The sequence below is a fragment of the Streptomyces sp. KL2 genome (assembly GCF_046529545.1).
Taxonomy (GTDB): domain Bacteria; phylum Actinomycetota; class Actinomycetes; order Streptomycetales; family Streptomycetaceae; genus Streptomyces; species Streptomyces radiopugnans.
Window position 1 is genome coordinate 5,106,462 of sequence record NZ_CP127170.1, and the last position, 18,017, is coordinate 5,124,478.

Annotated in this window: 14 protein-coding genes; 10 read left to right on the forward strand and 4 right to left on the reverse strand. The window is 72.8% G+C overall.

Annotation, left to right across the window (positions count from 1 at the left end; translation table 11 throughout):
* The first annotated feature begins 39 nt into the window (after positions 1-39).
* From QPK52_RS23025 to QPK52_RS23045, 5 genes are all read left to right on the forward strand, one after another.
* A complete protein-coding gene (locus QPK52_RS23025) occupies positions 40-1,440 on the forward strand; it encodes an RsmB/NOP family class I SAM-dependent RNA methyltransferase (protein WP_410539364.1) in 1,401 nt (466 codons plus the stop codon).
* Positions 1,441-1,514: 74 nt separating this feature from the next.
* On the forward strand, positions 1,515-2,207 hold the full coding sequence (gene rpe, locus QPK52_RS23030) for a ribulose-phosphate 3-epimerase (RefSeq protein WP_410539366.1): 693 nt from the start codon (positions 1,515-1,517) through the stop codon (positions 2,205-2,207).
* A 186-nt stretch (positions 2,208-2,393) separates the two neighbouring features.
* Positions 2,394-3,389 carry a sugar-binding transcriptional regulator gene (locus QPK52_RS23035; RefSeq protein WP_410539367.1) on the forward strand — a complete coding sequence of 332 codons (996 nt, stop codon included), beginning with the start codon at positions 2,394-2,396 and terminating at the stop codon, positions 3,387-3,389.
* 120 nt (positions 3,390-3,509) lie between these two features.
* Positions 3,510-4,958, forward strand: coding sequence for a GuaB1 family IMP dehydrogenase-related protein (locus QPK52_RS23040; RefSeq protein WP_410539368.1), 1,449 nt, complete (start codon positions 3,510-3,512; stop codon positions 4,956-4,958).
* A 98-nt stretch (positions 4,959-5,056) separates the two neighbouring features.
* Positions 5,057-5,761: a class I SAM-dependent methyltransferase gene (locus tag QPK52_RS23045; RefSeq protein ID WP_410539369.1), complete on the forward strand. Its 705-nt coding sequence runs from the start codon at positions 5,057-5,059 to the stop codon at positions 5,759-5,761.
* Positions 5,762-5,797: 36 nt separating this feature from the next.
* On the opposite strand, the gene QPK52_RS23050 is transcribed toward QPK52_RS23045, so the two are convergent.
* The 3 genes from QPK52_RS23050 to QPK52_RS23060 all read right to left on the reverse strand — a co-directional run bounded on the left by QPK52_RS23050 (position 5,798) and on the right by QPK52_RS23060 (position 9,149).
* Positions 5,798-6,322, reverse strand: coding sequence for a hypothetical protein (locus tag QPK52_RS23050; RefSeq protein ID WP_410539370.1), 525 nt, complete (start codon positions 6,320-6,322; stop codon positions 5,798-5,800).
* A 74-nt stretch (positions 6,323-6,396) separates the two neighbouring features.
* Positions 6,397-8,697, reverse strand: a complete 2,301-nt coding sequence (locus tag QPK52_RS23055) for a DUF6571 family protein (protein WP_410539371.1) — start codon at positions 8,695-8,697, stop codon at positions 6,397-6,399.
* Entirely contained in the window at positions 8,694-9,149 is a 456-nt protein-coding gene (locus tag QPK52_RS23060) for a hypothetical protein (RefSeq protein ID WP_410539373.1), read from the reverse strand. The genes QPK52_RS23055 and QPK52_RS23060 overlap by 4 nt, the downstream gene beginning before the upstream one ends.
* 371 nt (positions 9,150-9,520) lie before the next feature.
* Here QPK52_RS23060 and QPK52_RS23065 point away from each other — a divergent pair, with 371 nt between their 5' ends.
* From QPK52_RS23065 to QPK52_RS23080, 4 genes are all read left to right on the forward strand, one after another.
* Positions 9,521-9,976, forward strand: coding sequence for an Lrp/AsnC family transcriptional regulator (locus QPK52_RS23065; protein WP_093656644.1), 456 nt, complete (start codon positions 9,521-9,523; stop codon positions 9,974-9,976).
* Positions 9,977-10,223: 247 nt separating this feature from the next.
* Positions 10,224-11,036 carry a carbon-nitrogen hydrolase family protein gene (locus tag QPK52_RS23070; RefSeq protein ID WP_410539374.1) on the forward strand — a complete coding sequence of 271 codons (813 nt, stop codon included), beginning with the start codon at positions 10,224-10,226 and terminating at the stop codon, positions 11,034-11,036.
* 113 nt (positions 11,037-11,149) lie between these two features.
* Complete coding sequence (locus QPK52_RS23075; protein ID WP_410539375.1) at positions 11,150-12,856, forward strand: flavin monoamine oxidase family protein; 1,707 nt, start codon at positions 11,150-11,152, stop codon at positions 12,854-12,856.
* A gap of 235 nt (positions 12,857-13,091) precedes the next feature.
* Complete coding sequence (locus QPK52_RS23080) at positions 13,092-14,918, forward strand: family 43 glycosylhydrolase (protein ID WP_410539376.1); 1,827 nt, start codon at positions 13,092-13,094, stop codon at positions 14,916-14,918.
* A gap of 97 nt (positions 14,919-15,015) precedes the next feature.
* Here QPK52_RS23080 and QPK52_RS23085 read toward each other — a convergent pair whose 3' ends face one another.
* On the reverse strand, positions 15,016-16,047 hold the full coding sequence (locus QPK52_RS23085) for a LacI family DNA-binding transcriptional regulator (RefSeq protein WP_410539377.1): 1,032 nt from the start codon (positions 16,045-16,047) through the stop codon (positions 15,016-15,018).
* Between the two features lie 381 nt (positions 16,048-16,428).
* Here QPK52_RS23085 and QPK52_RS23090 point away from each other — a divergent pair, with 381 nt between their 5' ends.
* Positions 16,429-17,934, forward strand: a complete 1,506-nt coding sequence (locus tag QPK52_RS23090; RefSeq protein ID WP_410539378.1) for an alpha-N-arabinofuranosidase — start codon at positions 16,429-16,431, stop codon at positions 17,932-17,934.
* Positions 17,935-18,017 lie beyond the last annotated feature (83 nt).

Sequence of the window (18,017 nt, forward strand, 5' to 3'; positions counted from 1 at the left end):
CCGCGCGCCGCCCCCGACACCACCCGGAGCACCTTTTCCGTGAGCAGCCGGCCACGCCGTCCCGCCAGGCCCTACCGCCGCCCCAAGAAGGACCCCGTCCGCCTGATCGCCTACGAGGCGCTGCGGGCCGTGGACGAGCGCGACGCGTACGCCAACCTCGTCCTGCCCCCGCTGCTGCGCGGGGCCCGCGAGCGCGGCGACATCGACGGGCGGGACGCGGCCCTGGCCACCGAGCTGGTCTACGGCACACTGCGCCGGCAGGGCACCTACGACGAGATCATCGCCGCCTGCGTGGACCGCCCGCTGCGCGAGGTGGACCCGCCGGTGCTGGACGTGCTCTCGCTCGGCGCCCACCAGCTGCTGGGCACCCGCATCCCCGCCCACGCCGCGGTGAGCACCACCGTGGAGCTGGCCCGGGTGGTGCTCGGCGACGGGCGGGCGAGGTTCGTCAACGCCGTGCTGCGCAGGATCGCCGCCGACGACCTGGAGGGCTGGCTGGAGAAGGTCGCCCCGCCCTACGAGGACGACCCCGAGGAGCACCTGGGGATCGTCCACGCCCACCCCCGCTGGATCGTCTCCGCCCTGTGGGACGCGCTCGGCGGCGGGCGCGGGGACGTCGAGGCGCTGCTGGAGGCCGACAACGCCCGGCCGGAGGTCACCCTGGTCGCCCGCCCCGGCCGCGCCACCGCCGAGGAGCTGCTGACCGGCGACGCCGTCCCCGGCCGCTGGTCGCCGTACGCCGTACGGCTCACCGAGGGCGGCGAGCCCGGCGCGATCGACGCCGTGCGCGAGGGGCGCGCCGGGGTGCAGGACGAGGGCAGCCAGCTCGTCGCCCTCGCACTGGCGAACGCGCCGCTGGACGGCCCCGACCGCCGCTGGCTGGACGGCTGCGCCGGACCGGGAGGCAAGGCCGCGCTGCTGGGCGCGCTGGCCGCCGGACGCGGCGCGGCCCTGCTCGCCGCCGAGAAGCAGCCGCACCGCGCCCGCCTGGTGGCCCGCGCACTGCGCGGCAACCCCGGCCCGTACCAGGTGGTCACCGCCGACGGCACCCGCCCCGCCTGGCGGCCCGGCTCCTTCGACCGCGTCCTGGTCGACGTGCCCTGCACCGGGCTGGGCGCGCTGCGCCGCCGCCCCGAGGCACGCTGGCGCCGCCGCCCCGAGGACCTGGCCGGCTTCGCCCCCCTCCAGCGCGGACTGCTGACCGAGGCGCTGCGGGCGGCCCGGCCCGGCGGCGTCGTCGGCTACGCCACCTGCTCGCCGCACCCGGCCGAGACCCGCGCGGTCGTCGACGACGTGCTGAAGCACGAGAGCGCCGAGATGATCGACGCCCGGCCGATGCTGCCCGGTGTGCCCGCCCTCGGCGACGGCCCCGACGTCCAGCTCTGGCCGCACCTGCACGGCACCGACGCGATGTACCTCGCCCTGCTGCGCCGCACCTGAGCCGCGGGCCGGCGCCGGTGCGCGGGGCGCACCCGGCGGGCGGGGCCGGACGGGTGACACGACATACTGGGGCCATGGTTCAGATCAACCCCAGCATCCTGTCCGCCGACTTCGCGCGCCTGGCCGAGGAGGCGCGGCGCGTCGGAGGACCCGAGGGCGCCGACTGGCTCCATGTGGACGTGATGGACAACCACTTCGTCCCCAACCTCACGCTCGGTGTCCCGGTCGTCGAGTCGCTGCGCAAGGCGACCGACACTCCGCTGGACTGCCATCTGATGATCGAGGACCCCGACCGCTGGGCGCCGCAGTACGTCGAGGCGGGGGCCGGCTCGGTCACCTTCCACGCCGAGGCCGCCGCCGCACCGGTGCGGCTGGCCCGGGAGATCCGCGCCAAGGGCGCCCGCGCCTCCATGGCGCTCAAGCCCGCCACGCCGATCGAGCCGTACGAGGACCTGCTGCCCGAGCTGGACATGCTGCTGGTGATGACCGTCGAACCCGGCTTCGGCGGCCAGGCGTTCCTCGACGTCATGCTGCCCAAGATCCGCCGCACCCGGCAGCTCATCGACAAGCACGGCCTGCAGCTGTGGCTCCAGGTGGACGGCGGGGTGTCGGCCTCCACCATCGAGCGGTGCGCCGAGGCCGGCGCGGACGTCTTCGTGGCCGGCTCGGCCGTCTACGGCGCGGACGACCCGGCCGCGGCGGTGCGGGCACTGCGCGCCCAGGCACGGGAGGCCGCCGACGGAGCCGCCGATACGTGCGCCCACTAAAGGAGGGCCCGGGGCGCCTGAGGGGCGGCCGGCGGTGACGGGCATGGGTGCACCGTGCACGGAGTGGATCAGGACCGCCGCGGATCTGCGAGGATGAACGCGCAGAGTGAGGGACGGGTGCGTACACGAGTACGGCGGAACGGTAGCGAGGTGAGTGCGGTGTCGACCGGGCGGTCAGCCACGAGAATGGGTCCCGCCGAGCTGATGCAGGCGGCGGCCATGGCGCGCCGCTTCTATCTGGAGGGCAAGTCCAAGATCCAGATCGCGGACGAGTTCGGGGTGAGCCGCTTCAAGGTGGCCCGGGTGCTGGAGACCGCGCTGGAACGGGATCTGGTGCGCATCGAGATCCGCGTCCCGGCCGAACTGGACGCGGAGCGGTCCGACGCGCTGCGCGCCCGCTACGGGCTGCGCCACGCCGTCGTCGTCGAGTCGCCCTCGGACGCCGCCGAGGACGCCGCCGACCCGGAGAACCTGGGCGAGGTCGCCGCCGACCTGCTGGGCGAGCTGGTCACCGAGGGGGACGTCCTGGGCCTGGCCTGGGGCCGCTCCACCATCCACATGGCCACCGCGCTGCACCGGCTCCCGCCGTGCACCGTCGTCCAGCTCACCGGCGTCTACGACGCGGGCACCGCCGAGCGCGGCTCGGTGGAGGCCGTGCGCCGCGCCGCCACCGTCTCCGGCGGCGCGGCCCACCCGATCTACGCGCCGATGCTGCTGCCGGACGCGGCCACCGCCGCCGCGCTGCGCGGCCAGACGAGCATCGCCGCGGCGTTCGAGTACTTCGACAAGGTGACCGTGGCCGCGGTCTCCATCGGCTCCTGGGAGCCGGGCGTCTCCACCGTCCACGACATGCTCGGCGAGGAGGAGCGCGCCCACTACGCCTCCCTCGGGGTCGCCGCCGAGATGTCCGCGCACCTCTTCGACGCCGAGGGCCGCCGCATCGGCCGCGACCTGGGGGAGCGCTGCATCACCGTCGAGGCCGACCGGCTGCGCCGCATCCCCGAGGTCATCGCGATCGCGGGCGGCCGCCGCAAGGCCGCGGCGATCGGCGCGGTGCTCCGCTCCGGACTGGTGACCAGCCTGGTCACCGACACCGCCGCCGCCGACTACCTGCTGCACGAGACCGGCCCCGGCCCCCGGCCCGCGCTGGACCGCGCTGACCCGGACGAGAGCGCGCGCTGACCGAGGGTCCGGGCCGGAGGGGTCCGGCCCGGACCCCGGCACTGTGGTGGGAACGTACGACGGCGTCCCCGCCCACCTGGGCTTTTCTCCATGGCCGGGGGCGGGGGCGGGCATGCAACAATGAAGTACGTGCGATTTCTCAACGACCAGCGGCCCGCGTACGACCTGACGTACGACGACGTCTTCATGGTGCCCAACCGCTCCGCGGTCGGCTCCCGGCAGGGCGTGGACCTCTCCGCGCCCGACGGGACGGGCACCACCATCCCGATCGTCGTGGCCAACATGACCGCGATCGCCGGGCGCCGGATGGCCGAGACGGTCGCCCGCCGCGGCGGCCTCACCGTCATCCCCCAGGACATCCCCCTGGACGTGGTCACCGACGTCATCTCCTGGGTCAAGCAGCGCCACCTGGTCCTGGACACCCCCATCGTCCTGGACCCGTCCGCGACCGTCGCCGACGCGCTGTCCCTGCTGCCCAAGCGGGCGCACGGCGCGGGCGTCGTCGTCGACGGGGAGCGGCGGCCGGTCGGCGTCGTCACCGACTCCGACCTGACCGGCGTGGACCGCTTCACCCAGCTCTCCCAGGTGATGTCCCGCGACCTGCTGCTCCTGGACGCCGACATCGACCCGCGCGAGGCCTTCACCCGCCTGGACGGCGCCCACCGCAAGCTCGCCCCCGCCGTCGACGCCGAGGGCCGCCTGGCCGGCATCCTCACCCGCAAGGGTGCCCTGCGCGCCACCCTCTACACCCCCGCGACCGACGCCGCCGGACGGCTGCGGGTGGCCGCCGCCGTCGGTATCAACGGCGACGTCGAGGGGCGGGCCAAGGGGCTGCTCGACGCAGGGGTGGACACCCTCGTCGTGGACACCGCCCACGGCCACCAGGAGTCCGTGCTCTCCACCCTGAGGACGATCCGCGCGCTGGACCCGCAGGTCCCCGTCGTCGCGGGCAACGTCGTCTCCGCCGAGGGCACCCGCGACCTGATCGAGGCCGGCGCAGACATCGTCAAGGTCGGCGTCGGGCCGGGCGCCATGTGCACCACGCGCATGATGACCGGTGTGGGCCGCCCGCAGTTCTCCGCCGTGCTGGAGTGCGCCGCCGAGGCGCGCAGGCACGGCAGGCACGTCTGGGCCGACGGCGGCGTGCGGCACCCGCGCGACGTGGCCATGGCGCTGGCCGCCGGAGCCTCCAACGTCATGATCGGCTCCTGGTTCGCCGGCACCCACGAGTCCCCCGGCGACCTCCAGCAGAGCGCCGACGGGCGCCTGTACAAGGAGAGCTTCGGCATGGCCTCCGCGCGCGCGGTGCGCAACCGCACCGCAGAGGAGTCCGCCTACGACAGGGCCCGCAAGGCCCTGTTCGAGGAGGGCATCTCCACCTCCCGGATGTTCCTCGACCCGGCCCGGCCGGGGGTGGAGGACCTGATCGACTCGATCATCGCCGGAGTGCGCTCCTCGTGCACCTACGCCGGAGCCGCCACCCTGGAGGAGTTCGCGCAGAGGGCCGTCGTCGGCGTCCAGAGCGCCGCCGGCTACGCCGAGGGCAAGCCGCTGCACGCCAGCTGGTAACCCGCCGCCTCCGCCTCCGCCTCCGCCCAGAGCAGGATCCGCCCGGACCCGCGGTCCGTCCCCTTTCCGGGACGGGCCGCGGCTGCTTCCATGGGTCCATGAGCGGACCGGTGCACGAGGAGACCCGTCGGGGCCACAGCGGTACGGGCCCCGGAGCGATCACCCCCGACGGCTGCGCGGTGGAGGTCTACACCCGCCTGCCCGTCGGCGACGAGCCCGACGTCATCGCCTCGGCCGTCCCCGCCGGGGCGAGCCTGCTGGAACTGGGCTGCGGCACGGGCCGGGTGACCCACCCCCTGCTGGAGCGCGGCTTCGCGGTGACGGCCGTCGACGAGTCGCCGGGGATGCTGGAGCACGTGCGCGGCGCCCGCACCGTGTGCTCGCCCATCGAGACGCTGGAGCTGGGCGAACGCTTCGACGCCGTCCTGCTGTCCTCCTTCCTGGTCCACGCGGGCGACGTCCGGGTGCGCGACGCGCTGCTGCGCGCCTGCCGCCGGCACGTCGCGGACGACGGGTGCGTACTGATCCAGCGCGAGGGCGAGGACTGGCACGACAGGGTGCCCCGGGAGCGGAGGGCCGGCGGCGGACTGGTCAGGATCGCCGCGGCCGACCCCACCGACGACCCGCGGGTGTCCTCCATCCGCTGCGAGTACGTCTTCCCGGACGGGACGTGGACCCAGACGTTCCTCTCCCGGCGGCTGGACCGGGAGGAGTTCGAGGAGGCGCTGGCCGGCGCGGGTCTGGCCGTCGACTCCTACCTCACCGAGGACCGGACCTGGGTGAGGGCCCTGCCCACGGGATGACGCGCGGGCGGGCAGCGGCGGCGGGCCCGGCGGGCCTCAGGTGCACTCGCCGGACTTCCCGACGGCTTCGGCGTAGGCGGCGATGAGCTTCTTCATCGCCGCCTCGTCGGGCCTGCCGGGTTCATCGACTCTCGCTGCTACGAAGAGATCGTCATCCGGTTTCCTCGGCTTGGGACAGGCGACCTTTCCGACGGCTCCGGTGCCGGAGTAGATGTACCTGCCGTCCTCCGTCTTCTTGTCGCCGGGCTCGACGTTGGGGAAGACGGAAGCGAACCTGGCCAGGGGGGACCCCTTCTCCCGCCACTCGATGTTGAAGGTGAGGACCTGCGTGTCGTCGACGTAGACGAGACAGCGCGTCATCCCGTCCGCTCTGTCGGAGACAGCGGTGGAGATCTTGTCCCCCGCCGGCAGGAGGGGGTCCGTGAGTTTCGGGGACACGGCCGTGCCGCACATGGAGGAGGGGGTTTCGTAGTTCTTCTCCTGCGCGGAGCAGGCTGCTGTCCCGAAGCTGAGGAGCAGCGCAGCGGCGGCCGAGAACGTAAGCCGGGATCCTGGTCGCATGTTCCTTCCCGAGGGGCTCGGATCGATTCCTGCCCTGGCAGGCGGGGACGGAACGACCGGAGCGCGCCGGGGGGTCATCTGGGAATCTCCGTGTCGAGGTCGTCTGCCATCTGGGAGACGTTGACCGAGGCGCTGTCGAAACCGTCCTCGTTGCCCCGCCTCACCCAGTCCGCCACCTGGTCGGCGTACGGCAGGTCGTGTGCCTTGGCAGCCTCCATAGCGGCCGTCTGGCCGTGCCAGAGGCTGTTTTCCCTGGAACGTTCCCACCTTTCGCCCACGTTCTCCCCGGCGTCCTTGAGATTGCTCGGCTCCAGATCACCAAAGATCTGCTCCAGGACGACGCTGCTCACGGTGTTCGCGGTTCCACCCGCGACGGCCCCCGCGACGGGTGTCGCGACGAAACTCGTCCCCACGCCGATGCCGGTGCCGATGGTGCCGGAAATGATGTTCTTCACCTGGCCCATCGACTTCTTGTAATCCTCGTCCTTCTGGTGCGCATCCCCCAGGATCGCCTCTTGTCGGCCGATGGACAGCGTGCCGCTGATCTCCCCCGACCTTCGAGCGATGTCCTCGATGGTGGTCTGGGGGTTCTGCGGGTACCGCCTGTCTTCCGGGAGGTCGGGGTTCAGGTGGTAGTCCATCAGGTTGGTCATGTAGGCCTTTTGGCCCATCTCGACCCTGGAGAACCCCTCCGGGTTCTGACCCACGCTGACGAGGAAGCGTGTGACGTCGTTGTGGTCCAGTTCGGCGGCGGTGCCGGCGACGGGGAACAGCAGATTGGTGTTCCCGTACTTGTCGTCGGCCATGGCCCGGTTGATGTCGGGCAGGTACTCCGCCGCGATCTGACCCATGCTGTCCGACAGGTAGCCGCGCTCGGTGAGGCGTTCGGTGTCCGCCGAGACGGAGTCGAAGATCTGCTCCACCAGCCGGGCCTGCTCCGGGCTGTGCGGAGGGGTGTCCGGGCCAGGCTGCTCACCGGCCGGGTGGCCGGTCGCCGCGGCCTCCAGGGCCCAGCCCATGGCGTTCTGTCCGGCGATGCTCTCCTTGAAGTCGAAGTCGTACTGCTTGGGCCAGTCGCGCTCCTCGAAGAGGTACTGGAAGTTGGTCAGGCCGACCTTGCCCTCCTTGCCGTTGCCGTCGGTGTCCCGGGTGAAGTCGTGGTCCTCGTCCTTGGTGACGAAGGTGCCGTTGAAGAAGTCGGTGGCGGCGTCGGGGCTCTTGCCCAGGGCCATCATGAAGCCCGTCATCGGGTCCGAACCCTCGTCGGTGCCCGTCCGGTTGAGCATCGGCCCCATGGGGAAGTGCCAGGCCAGATCCGCGCTGCGGCCGTTGCCGCTGCGCTCCTTCTCGACCCGGATGAGCTCGTCGCCGTAGTTCTTCAGGAACTTGTCGTCGAAGTCGCCCCAGCGCATCAGGTTGCTCATCACCTGGGCGCCCACGGCCCGGGGGTTGTCCCTGCTCGGGACGAACTCGCCGGTCAGCCCGACCATGTCCCGCTCCCAGCGCTGCATGGCGGGGCTGTCGGACTGGGTGGCGGTGGCCAGGGTCAGGCCGAGGTTCTCCTGCAGGGCGCCGTACTTGTCCACCCGGGCCTGGCCGAGCTGCATGTTGGTGTGCGGGTCGTTGATGCCCGCCCAGAAGTCCAGCACGCCCTGGGGGCCCAGCCCGGTCGCGAACCGCTCGGCGAAGAGGGGGTCGTCCTTGTACCGCGCCATGGTGGAGTTGAAGTCGTCGAACTCCTGCGGGGACATGTCCGCGGGGTCCTTGGCGAGTTCGACGGCCCGGTCGGCGGCCTCCATCGCCTCGGCTGCGGAGTCGCGGTCGGAGTAGGAGGCGTCGGAGAAGCCGTGGGGGGTCTGGTCGGCCAGGGCCCTGAGCGCCCTGGCGGCGCTGGAGTCGCTCTCGGTGGCCTTGGTGAGGATGCCCTGGACCTCGTCGCGCAGGGCGGTGACGTCCTCGGGGGTGTGGTCGGGGACGTCGGTGCCCCGGGCGGCGCGGTCGGGGTGGATGTTCATGGTGACGGTGAAGCTGCCGTCGGAGTTGGCGATGACGGTCAGGTTCTTCTTCAGACCGCGTTCGATGGCGTCGTTGAGCTGCCTGCGGTACTCGACCAGCTCGTCACGGGTGTCCTTGAGGATGTTGTGGATCGAGGAGGCCTGGGTGTGGGCGTCGGCGAACTCGCCGGCGGTCTTGGCGACGAACTCCCGGGTGACGGCGGCGTTGAGACCGGTCCAGTCGGCCTTGTCGGCCTTGCCCTTGAGCTGCGAGCGGGCGTCCTCCTTCAGGACGCTCAGTTTCTCGACCATCTCCGACCAGTCGGTGACGGCCGCGCTCAGCTTGGAGAAGTCGGCGTGGCGGAGGGCGTCGAGCTTCACTGGAGCCGGGTCCTCTCGTCGAAGCCCTCGTCGAGCGTGGAGACGCTGTTGAACAGCGAGCTGATGTGCTGCTCGTCGTCGGCGTGGGCCTTGTTGCTGTACTCCATGTGGTTGGAGATGTGGGCGCAGGCGTCGGTGAGGGTGCGCAGCTGCTCCTGCCACCGGGTCGCGACGTGGTCCAGTGCGCCGCCGATCTCGAAGTCGCCCTTCAGCCCCGCGGCCGCGCCGGTGCTGCTCTCCCGGGCGTGGTCGCCGTCCTTGCGCAGCCGCTCGTAGAGGTCGAACGCCGCGTCCCCGACGGCGGCCAGGTCTTTTTGCGACACCTCGAGCTCGCCGGAGGACGTCGCGACCCCGCCTCCTCCGCCGCCGTCGAGCTGGTTCAGGCGCGTCTGCGCGGCCTTCCGCTCGGCGGCGGCCTGCACCAGCCGGTTCCACTCCTCGTCGAACGACACGTTCTCTCCCCCGCGTCCGGCTCCGCTTGTCGGGCCACACGGTATAGAAGCGCGGCTCCCGGTCGCCAGCGAGGGCCGTGCGGAAGGGATCCGGCAGGGGACCGCCGCGCCGCCGGCGGCGGACGCCGGTACGCCCGGTTCGCGGGGGTGCGGCCTGAAAGGGGCGCCCGGAAGTTCGGACATGCTCCCCACCGGGCGGCGCCGCCGGGCCGTGTGATGCTTCGGTGAAGATTCCCCGGCCGTCCGTGCCGCGGACCGGCCCCGCCGGAGGACCGTCCCGCGGGCCCGGTGTGCTGTACTTCGCTGCCGGGGCGACGCGATCACCGCGGCGTCCCGCGTACCGCCCGCACGACAGAAGTGGCCCACCCGCAGTGCGACTGAACGAGCTCGACGAACGCATCGTCCGCGCCCTCGCCGAGGACGCCCGGCGCTCCTACGCCGACATCGGCGCCGAGGTGGGCCTGTCGGCCCCCGCCGTCAAACGCCGGGTGGACCGGCTGCGCGAACAGGGCGCCATCACCGGCTTCACCGTACGGGTGGACCCGGCGGTGCTCGGCTGGGAGACCGAGGGCTTCGTCGAGATGTACTGCCGCCACAAGACCTCCCCCGAGGACATCCGCCGGGGGCTGGCGCGCTACCCGGAGGTGGCGTCCGCCTCCACCGTGACCGGCGACGCGGACGCGATCGTCCAGGTCTTCGCCTCCGACATGCGGCACTTCGAGCGGGTGCTGGAGCGGATCGCGGGGGAGCCGTTCGTGGAGCGCACCCGGTCGGTGCTCGTCCTCTCCCCGCTGCTGCGCCGCTACGGTTCGGGGTCGCCGGCCTGAGGCGTCTCCGGACACAGTTCCGGAGGCACCCCCGGGCGCTCTCGTGGACACTCTCGCGGGCGCACAGCCGCTGCGCAACGAATCGACGGACGAGGGCCCCAAGACGCAACGGATCGATGCCCGGTGCGCAACGGGTGCGGCTTGTGGGGCGCGGAGGGCGGACCGTACCGTCGAAGCGTCCCCAGATCCCGCAGCCGTACCCCGGCACGCCCGGTACGGCCGTCCGACGTGAACGCGAAGAGGTCCCATGACGCCGCTGCGCACCGCGCTGCTCCAGGGCCCAGGCGGTGTCCCCGGCTCCACCGCGGACAGCCTGGCAGCCCTCGACCGTGCCGCCCGCCGGGCCGCCGCGCAGGGGGCACGGCTGCTGGTCGCCTCCGAGATGTACCTGACCGGGTACGCGATCGGGGAGCGGATCGCGGAGCTGGCCGAGCCCGCCGACGGCCCCGGGGCCGAGGCGGTGTCCCGCATCGCCGCCGAGCACGGGATCGCCGTCGCCTACGGCTACCCCGAGCGCGACGGCGACGCGGTGTACAACTCCGCCGGGCTCGTCGGTCCCGACGGCGCCCGGCTCGCCGACTACCGCAAGACCCACCTGTACGGCGGCTTCGAGGCCTCCGCCTTCCGCCCGGGCGACACCCCCGTCGTCCAGGCCGACATCGACGGCGTCCGCGTCGGGATGCTGATCTGCTACGACGTGGAGTTCCCCGAGAACGTCCGCGCCCACGCGCTGGCCGGCACCGAGCTGCTGCTGGTGCCGACCGCGCTGATGCGGCCGTACGAGATCGTCGCCCGGACCCTGCTGCCGGCCCGCGCCTTCGAGAACCAGCTCTACATCGCCTACGCCAACCGCTGCGGCACCGAGGGCGAGGGCGAGGGTGCGATCACCTTCACCGGACTGAGCTGCCTGGCCGCCCCCGACGGCACGGTCCGCACCCGCGCGGGCGCGGGGGAGGACCTGATCACCGCCGACGTCGATCCCGGGCGGCTGAGGGCGTCGCGCGCGGACAACCCGTATCTGCGCGACCGCCGCCCCGAGCTTTACGGCTCCCTCGTCTGAGGCACGGCCCCCGCCCGGTTCCGCCCCGTCCCGTACCACCCGACACCGCAGCCGCCGCCGTCCGGGCCGACTGCCCGGGCACAGCCCGCCACGTACCACCAGGAGAACCGTCCATGACCTCCACGGTGCCCGCCGCCGTCCACGACGAGCAGCACGCACAGGCGCAGAACGAGCCGCCCGTCACCATGTTCGGCCCGGACTTCCCCTTCGCCTACGACGACTACCTCGCCCACCCCGCCGGTCTGGGCCAGGTGCCCGCGACCGCGCACGGCACCGAGGTCGCGGTCATCGGCGGCGGGCTGTCGGGGATCGTCACCGCGTACGAGCTGATGAAGATGGGCCTGAAGCCGGTGGTCTACGAGGCCGACCGGATCGGCGGACGGCTGCGCACGGCCCGCTTCGACGGCTGCGACCCCGAACTGACCGCCGAGATGGGCGCGATGCGCTTCCCGCCGTCGTCCACCGCCTTCTGGCACTACGCGGACCTGGTGGGCCTGGAGACGAAGCCGTTCCCCAACCCGCTGGCGCCCGACACCCCCTCCACCGTCGTCGACCTCAAGGGCGAGTCCCACTACGCCCGCACCCTGGACGACCTGCCGGAGGTCTACCACCAGGTGATGGACGCCTGGAACGCCTGCCTGGAGGAGGGCGCCGACTTCTCCGACATGCAGCAGGCCATACGGACGCGCGACGTGCCGCGCATCCGCGAGATCTGGTCGCGCCTGGTGGAGAAGCTCGACAACCAGACCTTCTACGGCTTCCTGTGCGACTCCCCGGCGTTCTCCTCCTTCCGCCACCGGGAGATCTTCGGCCAGGTCGGCTTCGGCACCGGCGGCTGGGACACCGACTTCCCCAACTCCATCCTGGAGATCCTGCGGGTCGTCTACACCGGTGCCGACGACGACCACCGCGGCATCGTCGGCGGCAGCCAGCAGCTTCCGCTGCGGCTGTGGGAGCGCGAGCCGGAGAAGCTGGTGCACTGGCCGCTGGGCACCTCGCTGAAGTCCCTGCACGGCGGCGACCCGCGCCCGGCCGTGACCCGGCTGCACCGCACCGCGGGCAACCGCATCACCGTCACCGACGCCACCGGCGACGTGCGCACCTACCGGGCGGCGGTCTTCACCGCCCAGTCGTGGATGCTGCTGTCGAAGATCGACTGCGACGACGACCTGTTCCCCATCGACCACTGGACGGCGATCGAGCGGACCCACTACATGGAGTCCTCCAAGCTGTTCGTGCCGGTGGACCGGCCGTTCTGGCTGGACAAGGACGAGCGCACCGGCCGGGACGTGATGAGCATGACGCTCACCGACCGCATGACGCGGGGCACCTACCTGCTGGACGACGGCCCGGACCGGCCGGCCGTGATGTGCCTGTCGTACACCTGGTGCGACGACTCCCTGAAGTGGCTGCCGCTCAGCCCCCAGGAGCGGCTGGAGGTCATGCTCAAGTCCCTGCGCGAGATCTATCCGGACGTCGACGTCCGCAAGCACATCATCGGCAACCCGGTCACCGTCTCCTGGGAGAACGAGCCGTACTTCATGGGGGCGTTCAAGGCCAACCTGCCGGGCCACTACCGCTATCAGCGCAGGCTGTTCACGCACTTCGTGCAGGACCGGCTGCCCGAGGACAAGCGCGGCATCTTCCTCGCCGGCGACGACATCTCCTGGACGGCCGGCTGGGCCGAGGGCGCGGTGCAGACCGCGCTCAACGCGGTGTGGGGCGTGATGCACCACCTCGGCGGCTCCACCGACCCGGCCAATCCCGGGCCGGGCGACGTCTACGACGAGATCGCCCCGGTCGAGCTTCCCGAGGACTGAGCCGGGCCGGCGGGCCGAACCGGCTTACGGGGGCACGTCGTCCGGCCCCTGCCCGCTCTGGGTGGTGCCCCGGTCCCGGCGGCTCCGTGCCGCCGGGACCCACCGGTGCCCGCGGCCCGCACGGCCGCGCGGGCCGTGCCTCCAAGGTCCCGTCCCGGTGTGCCCAGTGTGTTTACAACGTTGATACATCGTTGTAAAAACCTGGTTCACCGTCATCCGCACCGAGGAGGACCACATGGGGACCGTACGCAGACCGGGCCCGAGAGCCCGCCGGACGCTGGCCGTCCTGGCGATCGCCGCCCTGACGGCGGGCGGCGCACAGGCGCCGGGCGCGGCCGCCGAGCCCGGGCAGGGCGCCGACCGCGACGGGCGGCAGGGGGCCGGGACGTACGTAAACCCCGTCTCCAGGGGCTTCGCCGACACCTTCGCCGACCCCGCCGTCGTCAGGGGCGAGGACGGCCACTGGTACGCCTTCGGCACCACCGATCCCCTGCGCTCCGGCGAGGGCAGGATGCACTCGATCCCGGTCGCCCGCTCCGCCGACCTGGTCGACTGGACCTACGTCGGCGACGCGCTCGGCGGTGACGCCCCGGCCTTCGCGGACACCGGCGCCGCCTACTGGGCTCCCGACATCACCCGCCACGACGGCCGCTACTGGCTCTACTTCACCGTCACCGAGACCACCGTGACCGGCGAGCGCGGCGACAGCGCCATCGGGGTCGCCACCGCGCCGACCCCGGCCGGGCCGTGGACCGTCCACGACGAGCCGGTCGTCGCCCCCCGCCCCGCCGACGGCGGCAGCGGCTTCAAGTGGACCTTCGACCCGGCGCACGTGGTGGACACCGACGGCCGCCGCCACCTCTACTACGGCTCCTACCACGGCGGGATCTGGGTCACCGAGCTGTCGGCCGACGGCACCCGGGCGGTGGGGGAGCCGGCCATGGTGGCGACCGACAACCGCTTCGAGGGCGCGTACGCCGTCCGGCGCGGCGGCTGGTGGTACCTGTTCGCCTCCTCCGGCGACTGCTGCGCCGGACCGACCACCGGCTACTCGGTCTTCGCCGGGCGCTCCCGCTCGGTGCGCGGTCCGTTCACCGACCGCGAGGGAGTGCCCCTGACCGCCTCCCGCACCGGCGGCACCGTCGTGCTGACCCCCAACGGCAACCGCTGGGTGGGCACCGGCCACAACTCCGTGGTCACCGACCTGGCGGGGCAGGACTGGATGGTCTACCACGCCATCGACCGCGAACGGCCGTACCTGGACGAGCCGTACGGCGTCAACCGCCGCCCGATGCTCATCGACCGGCTGGACTGGGAGGACGGCTGGCCCGTGGTGCGCGGCGGACTGGGCGCCTCCGAGCGGCGGCAGAAGGCACCGGTCACCGATCCCCGGCACGCCCGCGCGGCGGACCGCGAGCGGGACGGGGGCCACCGGGAGCGCCGGGGCCACCGCCCCGGGCGGCTCGACCCGGCGCGCGGCGACGAGTTCGAGGGCGACCGGCTCGGGCCCGGCTGGAGCTGGGTGCGCCCGGCGGACGTACGGCTGGACGGGGGCCGCCTGGTGTGGCCGACGCAGGACGCCGACCTGCACAAGGGGAGCAACACCGCCTCGGTGCTGCTGCGCGAGGCGCCGCGCGGGGACTACACGGTCGAGACCAGGCTGACCATCGACCTCGGCGAGGACACCGTCCGCAACTACCAGCAGGCCGGGCTGGTGGCCTACACCGACGACGACCGCTACCTGCGGCTGTCGCACGTGGCGATCTGGAACACCCGCCAGACCGAGTTCGGCAAGGAGCGGCCGTACGCAGACCGCGTCGCCTACGGCTCGATGACCGTCGGGCCGCCCGCGCGGACCACCTGGCTGCGGTTGCGGCACACCACCGATCCGCGCACCGGCGAGCACCGCTTCCGCGCGTACACCAGCCGGGACGGCGCGCGGTGGATCGCGGGCGGCACCTGGACGATGCCCGCGGACGCGAAGGTGCGCATCGGACTGGTCTCGCACGGAGGTTCGGGGGCGACGGCGGAGTTCCACCACTTCCGCGTCCACCGCGGCTGACGGACCGGCCGCCCCGCGGGAACAGGGCGGGAACGGGGCGGGGCATGCGGCCGCAGCCCGCCCCGCCCCCGCCCTCCGTCCCGGAAACCCCGCGGTGTCAGGGCCTGACGGTGCTCTCCCGGACGATCAGCCGGTAGTCCGCCTCCACCTCGCGCCGCCCGTCGTCCTCGGCCGGCCGGCCGCCGCGTCCGCTCCCGCTGATGCGGGCGTCCAGCAGTTCCACGGCCGTCCGCGCTATGTGGGCCTTGTCGGGGGAGATCGTCGTCAGGGTCGGGGTGCTGTAGCGGCCGTCCTCGATGTCGTCGAAGCCCGCCAGCGCCAGGTCGTCGGGGACCCGCAGACCGGAGGTCAGCGCGGTGCGCAGGGCGCCGAGCGCCAGGAGGTCGTTGAAGCAGAAGACCGCCTGCGGGGGTTCGTCCAGCTCCAGCAGCCGGCGCATCACCGCGGCGCCGTCGGCGCGGTGGTACGACGCCGTCGGCGGGGCCAGCCGCTCGTCGTAGGGGAGTCCGGCGGCCTCCAGCGCCTGCCGGTACCCGGCCAGCCGCAGGTGGGCGGTGTTGGCGCTGGGGTTCTCCTGGGCGCCGATGGCACCGATGCGGGTGTGGCCCAGCGAGATCAGGTGCTCGGTCATCTCGCGGGCGGCGCGCTGGTTGTCGATGGCCACGTGGTGCGTGGGGCCGTCCATGATGCGCTCGCCGAGCAGCACCATCGGGGTGCTGTCGGTGCGGGCCGCCAACTCCTCGCGGCCGACGGTGATGGGGCTGAAGATGAGCCCGTCGGTGAGCTGCTCCCGGATGCCCTGGAGCACTTCGCGCTCGCGGTCGGCCAGGCCGTCGGTCTGGTCGATCAGCACCGTCCAGCCGCGCTCGACGGCGGCGTCGATGACGAACCGGGACAGCTCGGCGAAGTACGGGGCGTCCAGTTCGGGCAGGGCCAGGGCGATCACGCCGGTGCGGCCGCGGCGCAGGTTGCGCGCCGAGAGGTTCGGGCGGTAGTCCAGCTCCGCCAGCGCCTGCTCGACCTTCTCCCGCGTGTGCGGAGCCACGTAGGTGTAGCCGTTGACCACGTTGGATACGGTCTTGACCGACACCCCGGCCCGTGCGGCCACGTCCTTGAGGCTGGCGCCCACCTCTGTTCACCTCCACCCGGCACCCACCGGTGCCGCTCACGAAGCGGTACGGGCCACCCTGGCACACCACCGGCGCGCGGCGCGGACCGACCCGGCACCGCCTGCCGCACGCGGCGCCCTCGTGGCTCCGCGGTCGGGTTCCCGCCCGGTTCGGAAGAACCGGTGTCGGGACTATTTACAACGCTGTTTCAACGATGTAATCGTATCAGCGCACGCCACCCGCCCGGTTCGCCCCTCCCAGCGGCCGGGCGGGAACCGCTGCCAGCGGCCCGCCGCAGCGGTCCCGTACGCGGTGAGCGTGCCCCGCGGACGGGACCGCCCTCCCCCTCCCCCTCGTCCCGTCCGCGGCACGCCCAGCCCTCTGAGCCCCATGGAGCGCCCATGCCCACCGCCCGTCTCACCGTCGACCCAGGCTTCCGCATCGGGGCCGTGGACCGGCGCCTGTTCGGCTCCTTCGTCGAGCACATGGGCCGGTCGGTCTACACCGGGGTCTTCGAGCCGGACCACCCGGCGGCCGACGAGGACGGCTTCCGTACGGACGTCCTGGACCTCGTCCGCGAACTCGGCGTCACGCTCGTGCGCTACCCCGGCGGCAACTTCGTCTCCAACTACCGCTGGGAGGACGGGGTCGGCCCGGCCGACCGGCGTCCCACCCGCCTGGACCTGGCCTGGCGCAGCGTGGAGAGCAACGCCTTCGGCCTCAACGAGTTCATGGCCTGGGCCGCCAAGGCCGGCATCGAGCCGATGATGGCCCTCAACCTCGGCACCCGCGGTACCTCCGAAGCCCTGGACCTGCTGGAGTACACCAACCACCCCGGCGGCACCGCCCTGTCGGACCTGCGCCGCTCCCACGGCGTGGCCGACCCGCACGGCGTGCGCCTGTGGTGCCTGGGCAACGAACTGGACGGCCCCTGGCAGATGGGCCACAAGACCGCCGCCGAGTACGGCCGGCTCGCCGCCGAGACCGCCCGCGCCATGAAGCGCTTCGACCCCGGCCTCGAACTGGTCGCCTGCGGCAGCTCCAACGCCCACATCGACACCTTCGCCTCCTGGGAGGCGACCGTCCTGGAACACACCTACCCGTTCGTCGACTACGTCTCCCTGCACGCGTACTACGACCCCACCGACCGCGACACCGACTCCTTCCTGGCCAGCGCCGCCGAGATGGACCGGATGATCGACTCCATCGTGTCCACCGCCGACCACGTCGGCGCCAAGCTGCGCGACCGCAAGAAGATCAAGCTCTCCTTCGACGAGTGGAACGTGTGGTACCAGAGCCGCTTCGGCGGCGAGGACTCCCTGGACTGGCGGCCCGCGCCGCGCCTCATCGAGGACGTCTACGACGTCACCGACGCGGTCGTCGTCGGCAGTCTGCTGATCACCCTGCTGCGCCACGCCGACCGGGTCGGCGCCGCCTGCCAGGCACAGCTCGCCAACGTCATCGCCCCGATCATGACCGAGCCCGGCGGACCCGCCTGGCGGCAGACCATCTTCCACCCCTTCGCGCAGACGGCGCGCCACGCGCGGGGTACCGTGCTGCGCGTGGAGCCGGACTCCCCGGTGATCGAGACCGAGCGCTACGGCGAGGTCCCGGCCCTGTGGGCCACGGCCACCCACGACGAGGAGAGCGGCGAGATCGTCCTGTTCGCGGTCAACCGCGACCGCACCTCCCCCCTCGCCCTCACCGCCGACCTGAGGCCCTTCCCCGGCGCCCGGGTCCTCGAACACCTCGTGCTCGCCGACGACGACCCGGGCGCGGTCAACACCGCCGAGCGCCCCGACCGCGTCCGGCCCCGCCCGGTGGACGGCACCGGGACCTGCGACGGCGCCCTCACCGCGCAACTGCCGCCGGTCTCCTGGAGCATGATCCGCCTCGCCACCCGCTGACCCTCCCGCCTCCCCGCTTCCCCGCCCCCTCCGGTAACGGTCGACCGCCTCCCAGGAGCAGACAATGAACAGTGCATCCCCGT

Bases quoted from the DNA above. Each gene is read 5' to 3' on its own strand.
- QPK52_RS23035 (WP_410539367.1), top strand. From the start codon at position 2,394: ATGGGTCCCGCCGAGCTGATGCAGGCGGCGGCCATGGCGCGCCGCTTC.
- QPK52_RS23090 (WP_410539378.1), top strand. From the start codon at position 16,429: ATGCCCACCGCCCGTCTCACCGTCGACCCAGGCTTCCGCATCGGGGCC.
- QPK52_RS23045 (WP_410539369.1), top strand. From the start codon at position 5,057: ATGAGCGGACCGGTGCACGAGGAGACCCGTCGGGGCCACAGCGGTACG.
- QPK52_RS23070 (WP_410539374.1), top strand. From the start codon at position 10,224: ATGACGCCGCTGCGCACCGCGCTGCTCCAGGGCCCAGGCGGTGTCCCC.
- QPK52_RS23040 (WP_410539368.1), top strand. From the start codon at position 3,510: ATGAAGTACGTGCGATTTCTCAACGACCAGCGGCCCGCGTACGACCTG.
- QPK52_RS23075 (WP_410539375.1), top strand. From the start codon at position 11,150: ATGACCTCCACGGTGCCCGCCGCCGTCCACGACGAGCAGCACGCACAG.
- rpe (WP_410539366.1), top strand. From the start codon at position 1,515: ATGGTTCAGATCAACCCCAGCATCCTGTCCGCCGACTTCGCGCGCCTG.
- QPK52_RS23050 (WP_410539370.1), bottom strand. From the start codon at position 6,322: ATGCGACCAGGATCCCGGCTTACGTTCTCGGCCGCCGCTGCGCTGCTC.
- QPK52_RS23080 (WP_410539376.1), top strand. From the start codon at position 13,092: ATGGGGACCGTACGCAGACCGGGCCCGAGAGCCCGCCGGACGCTGGCC.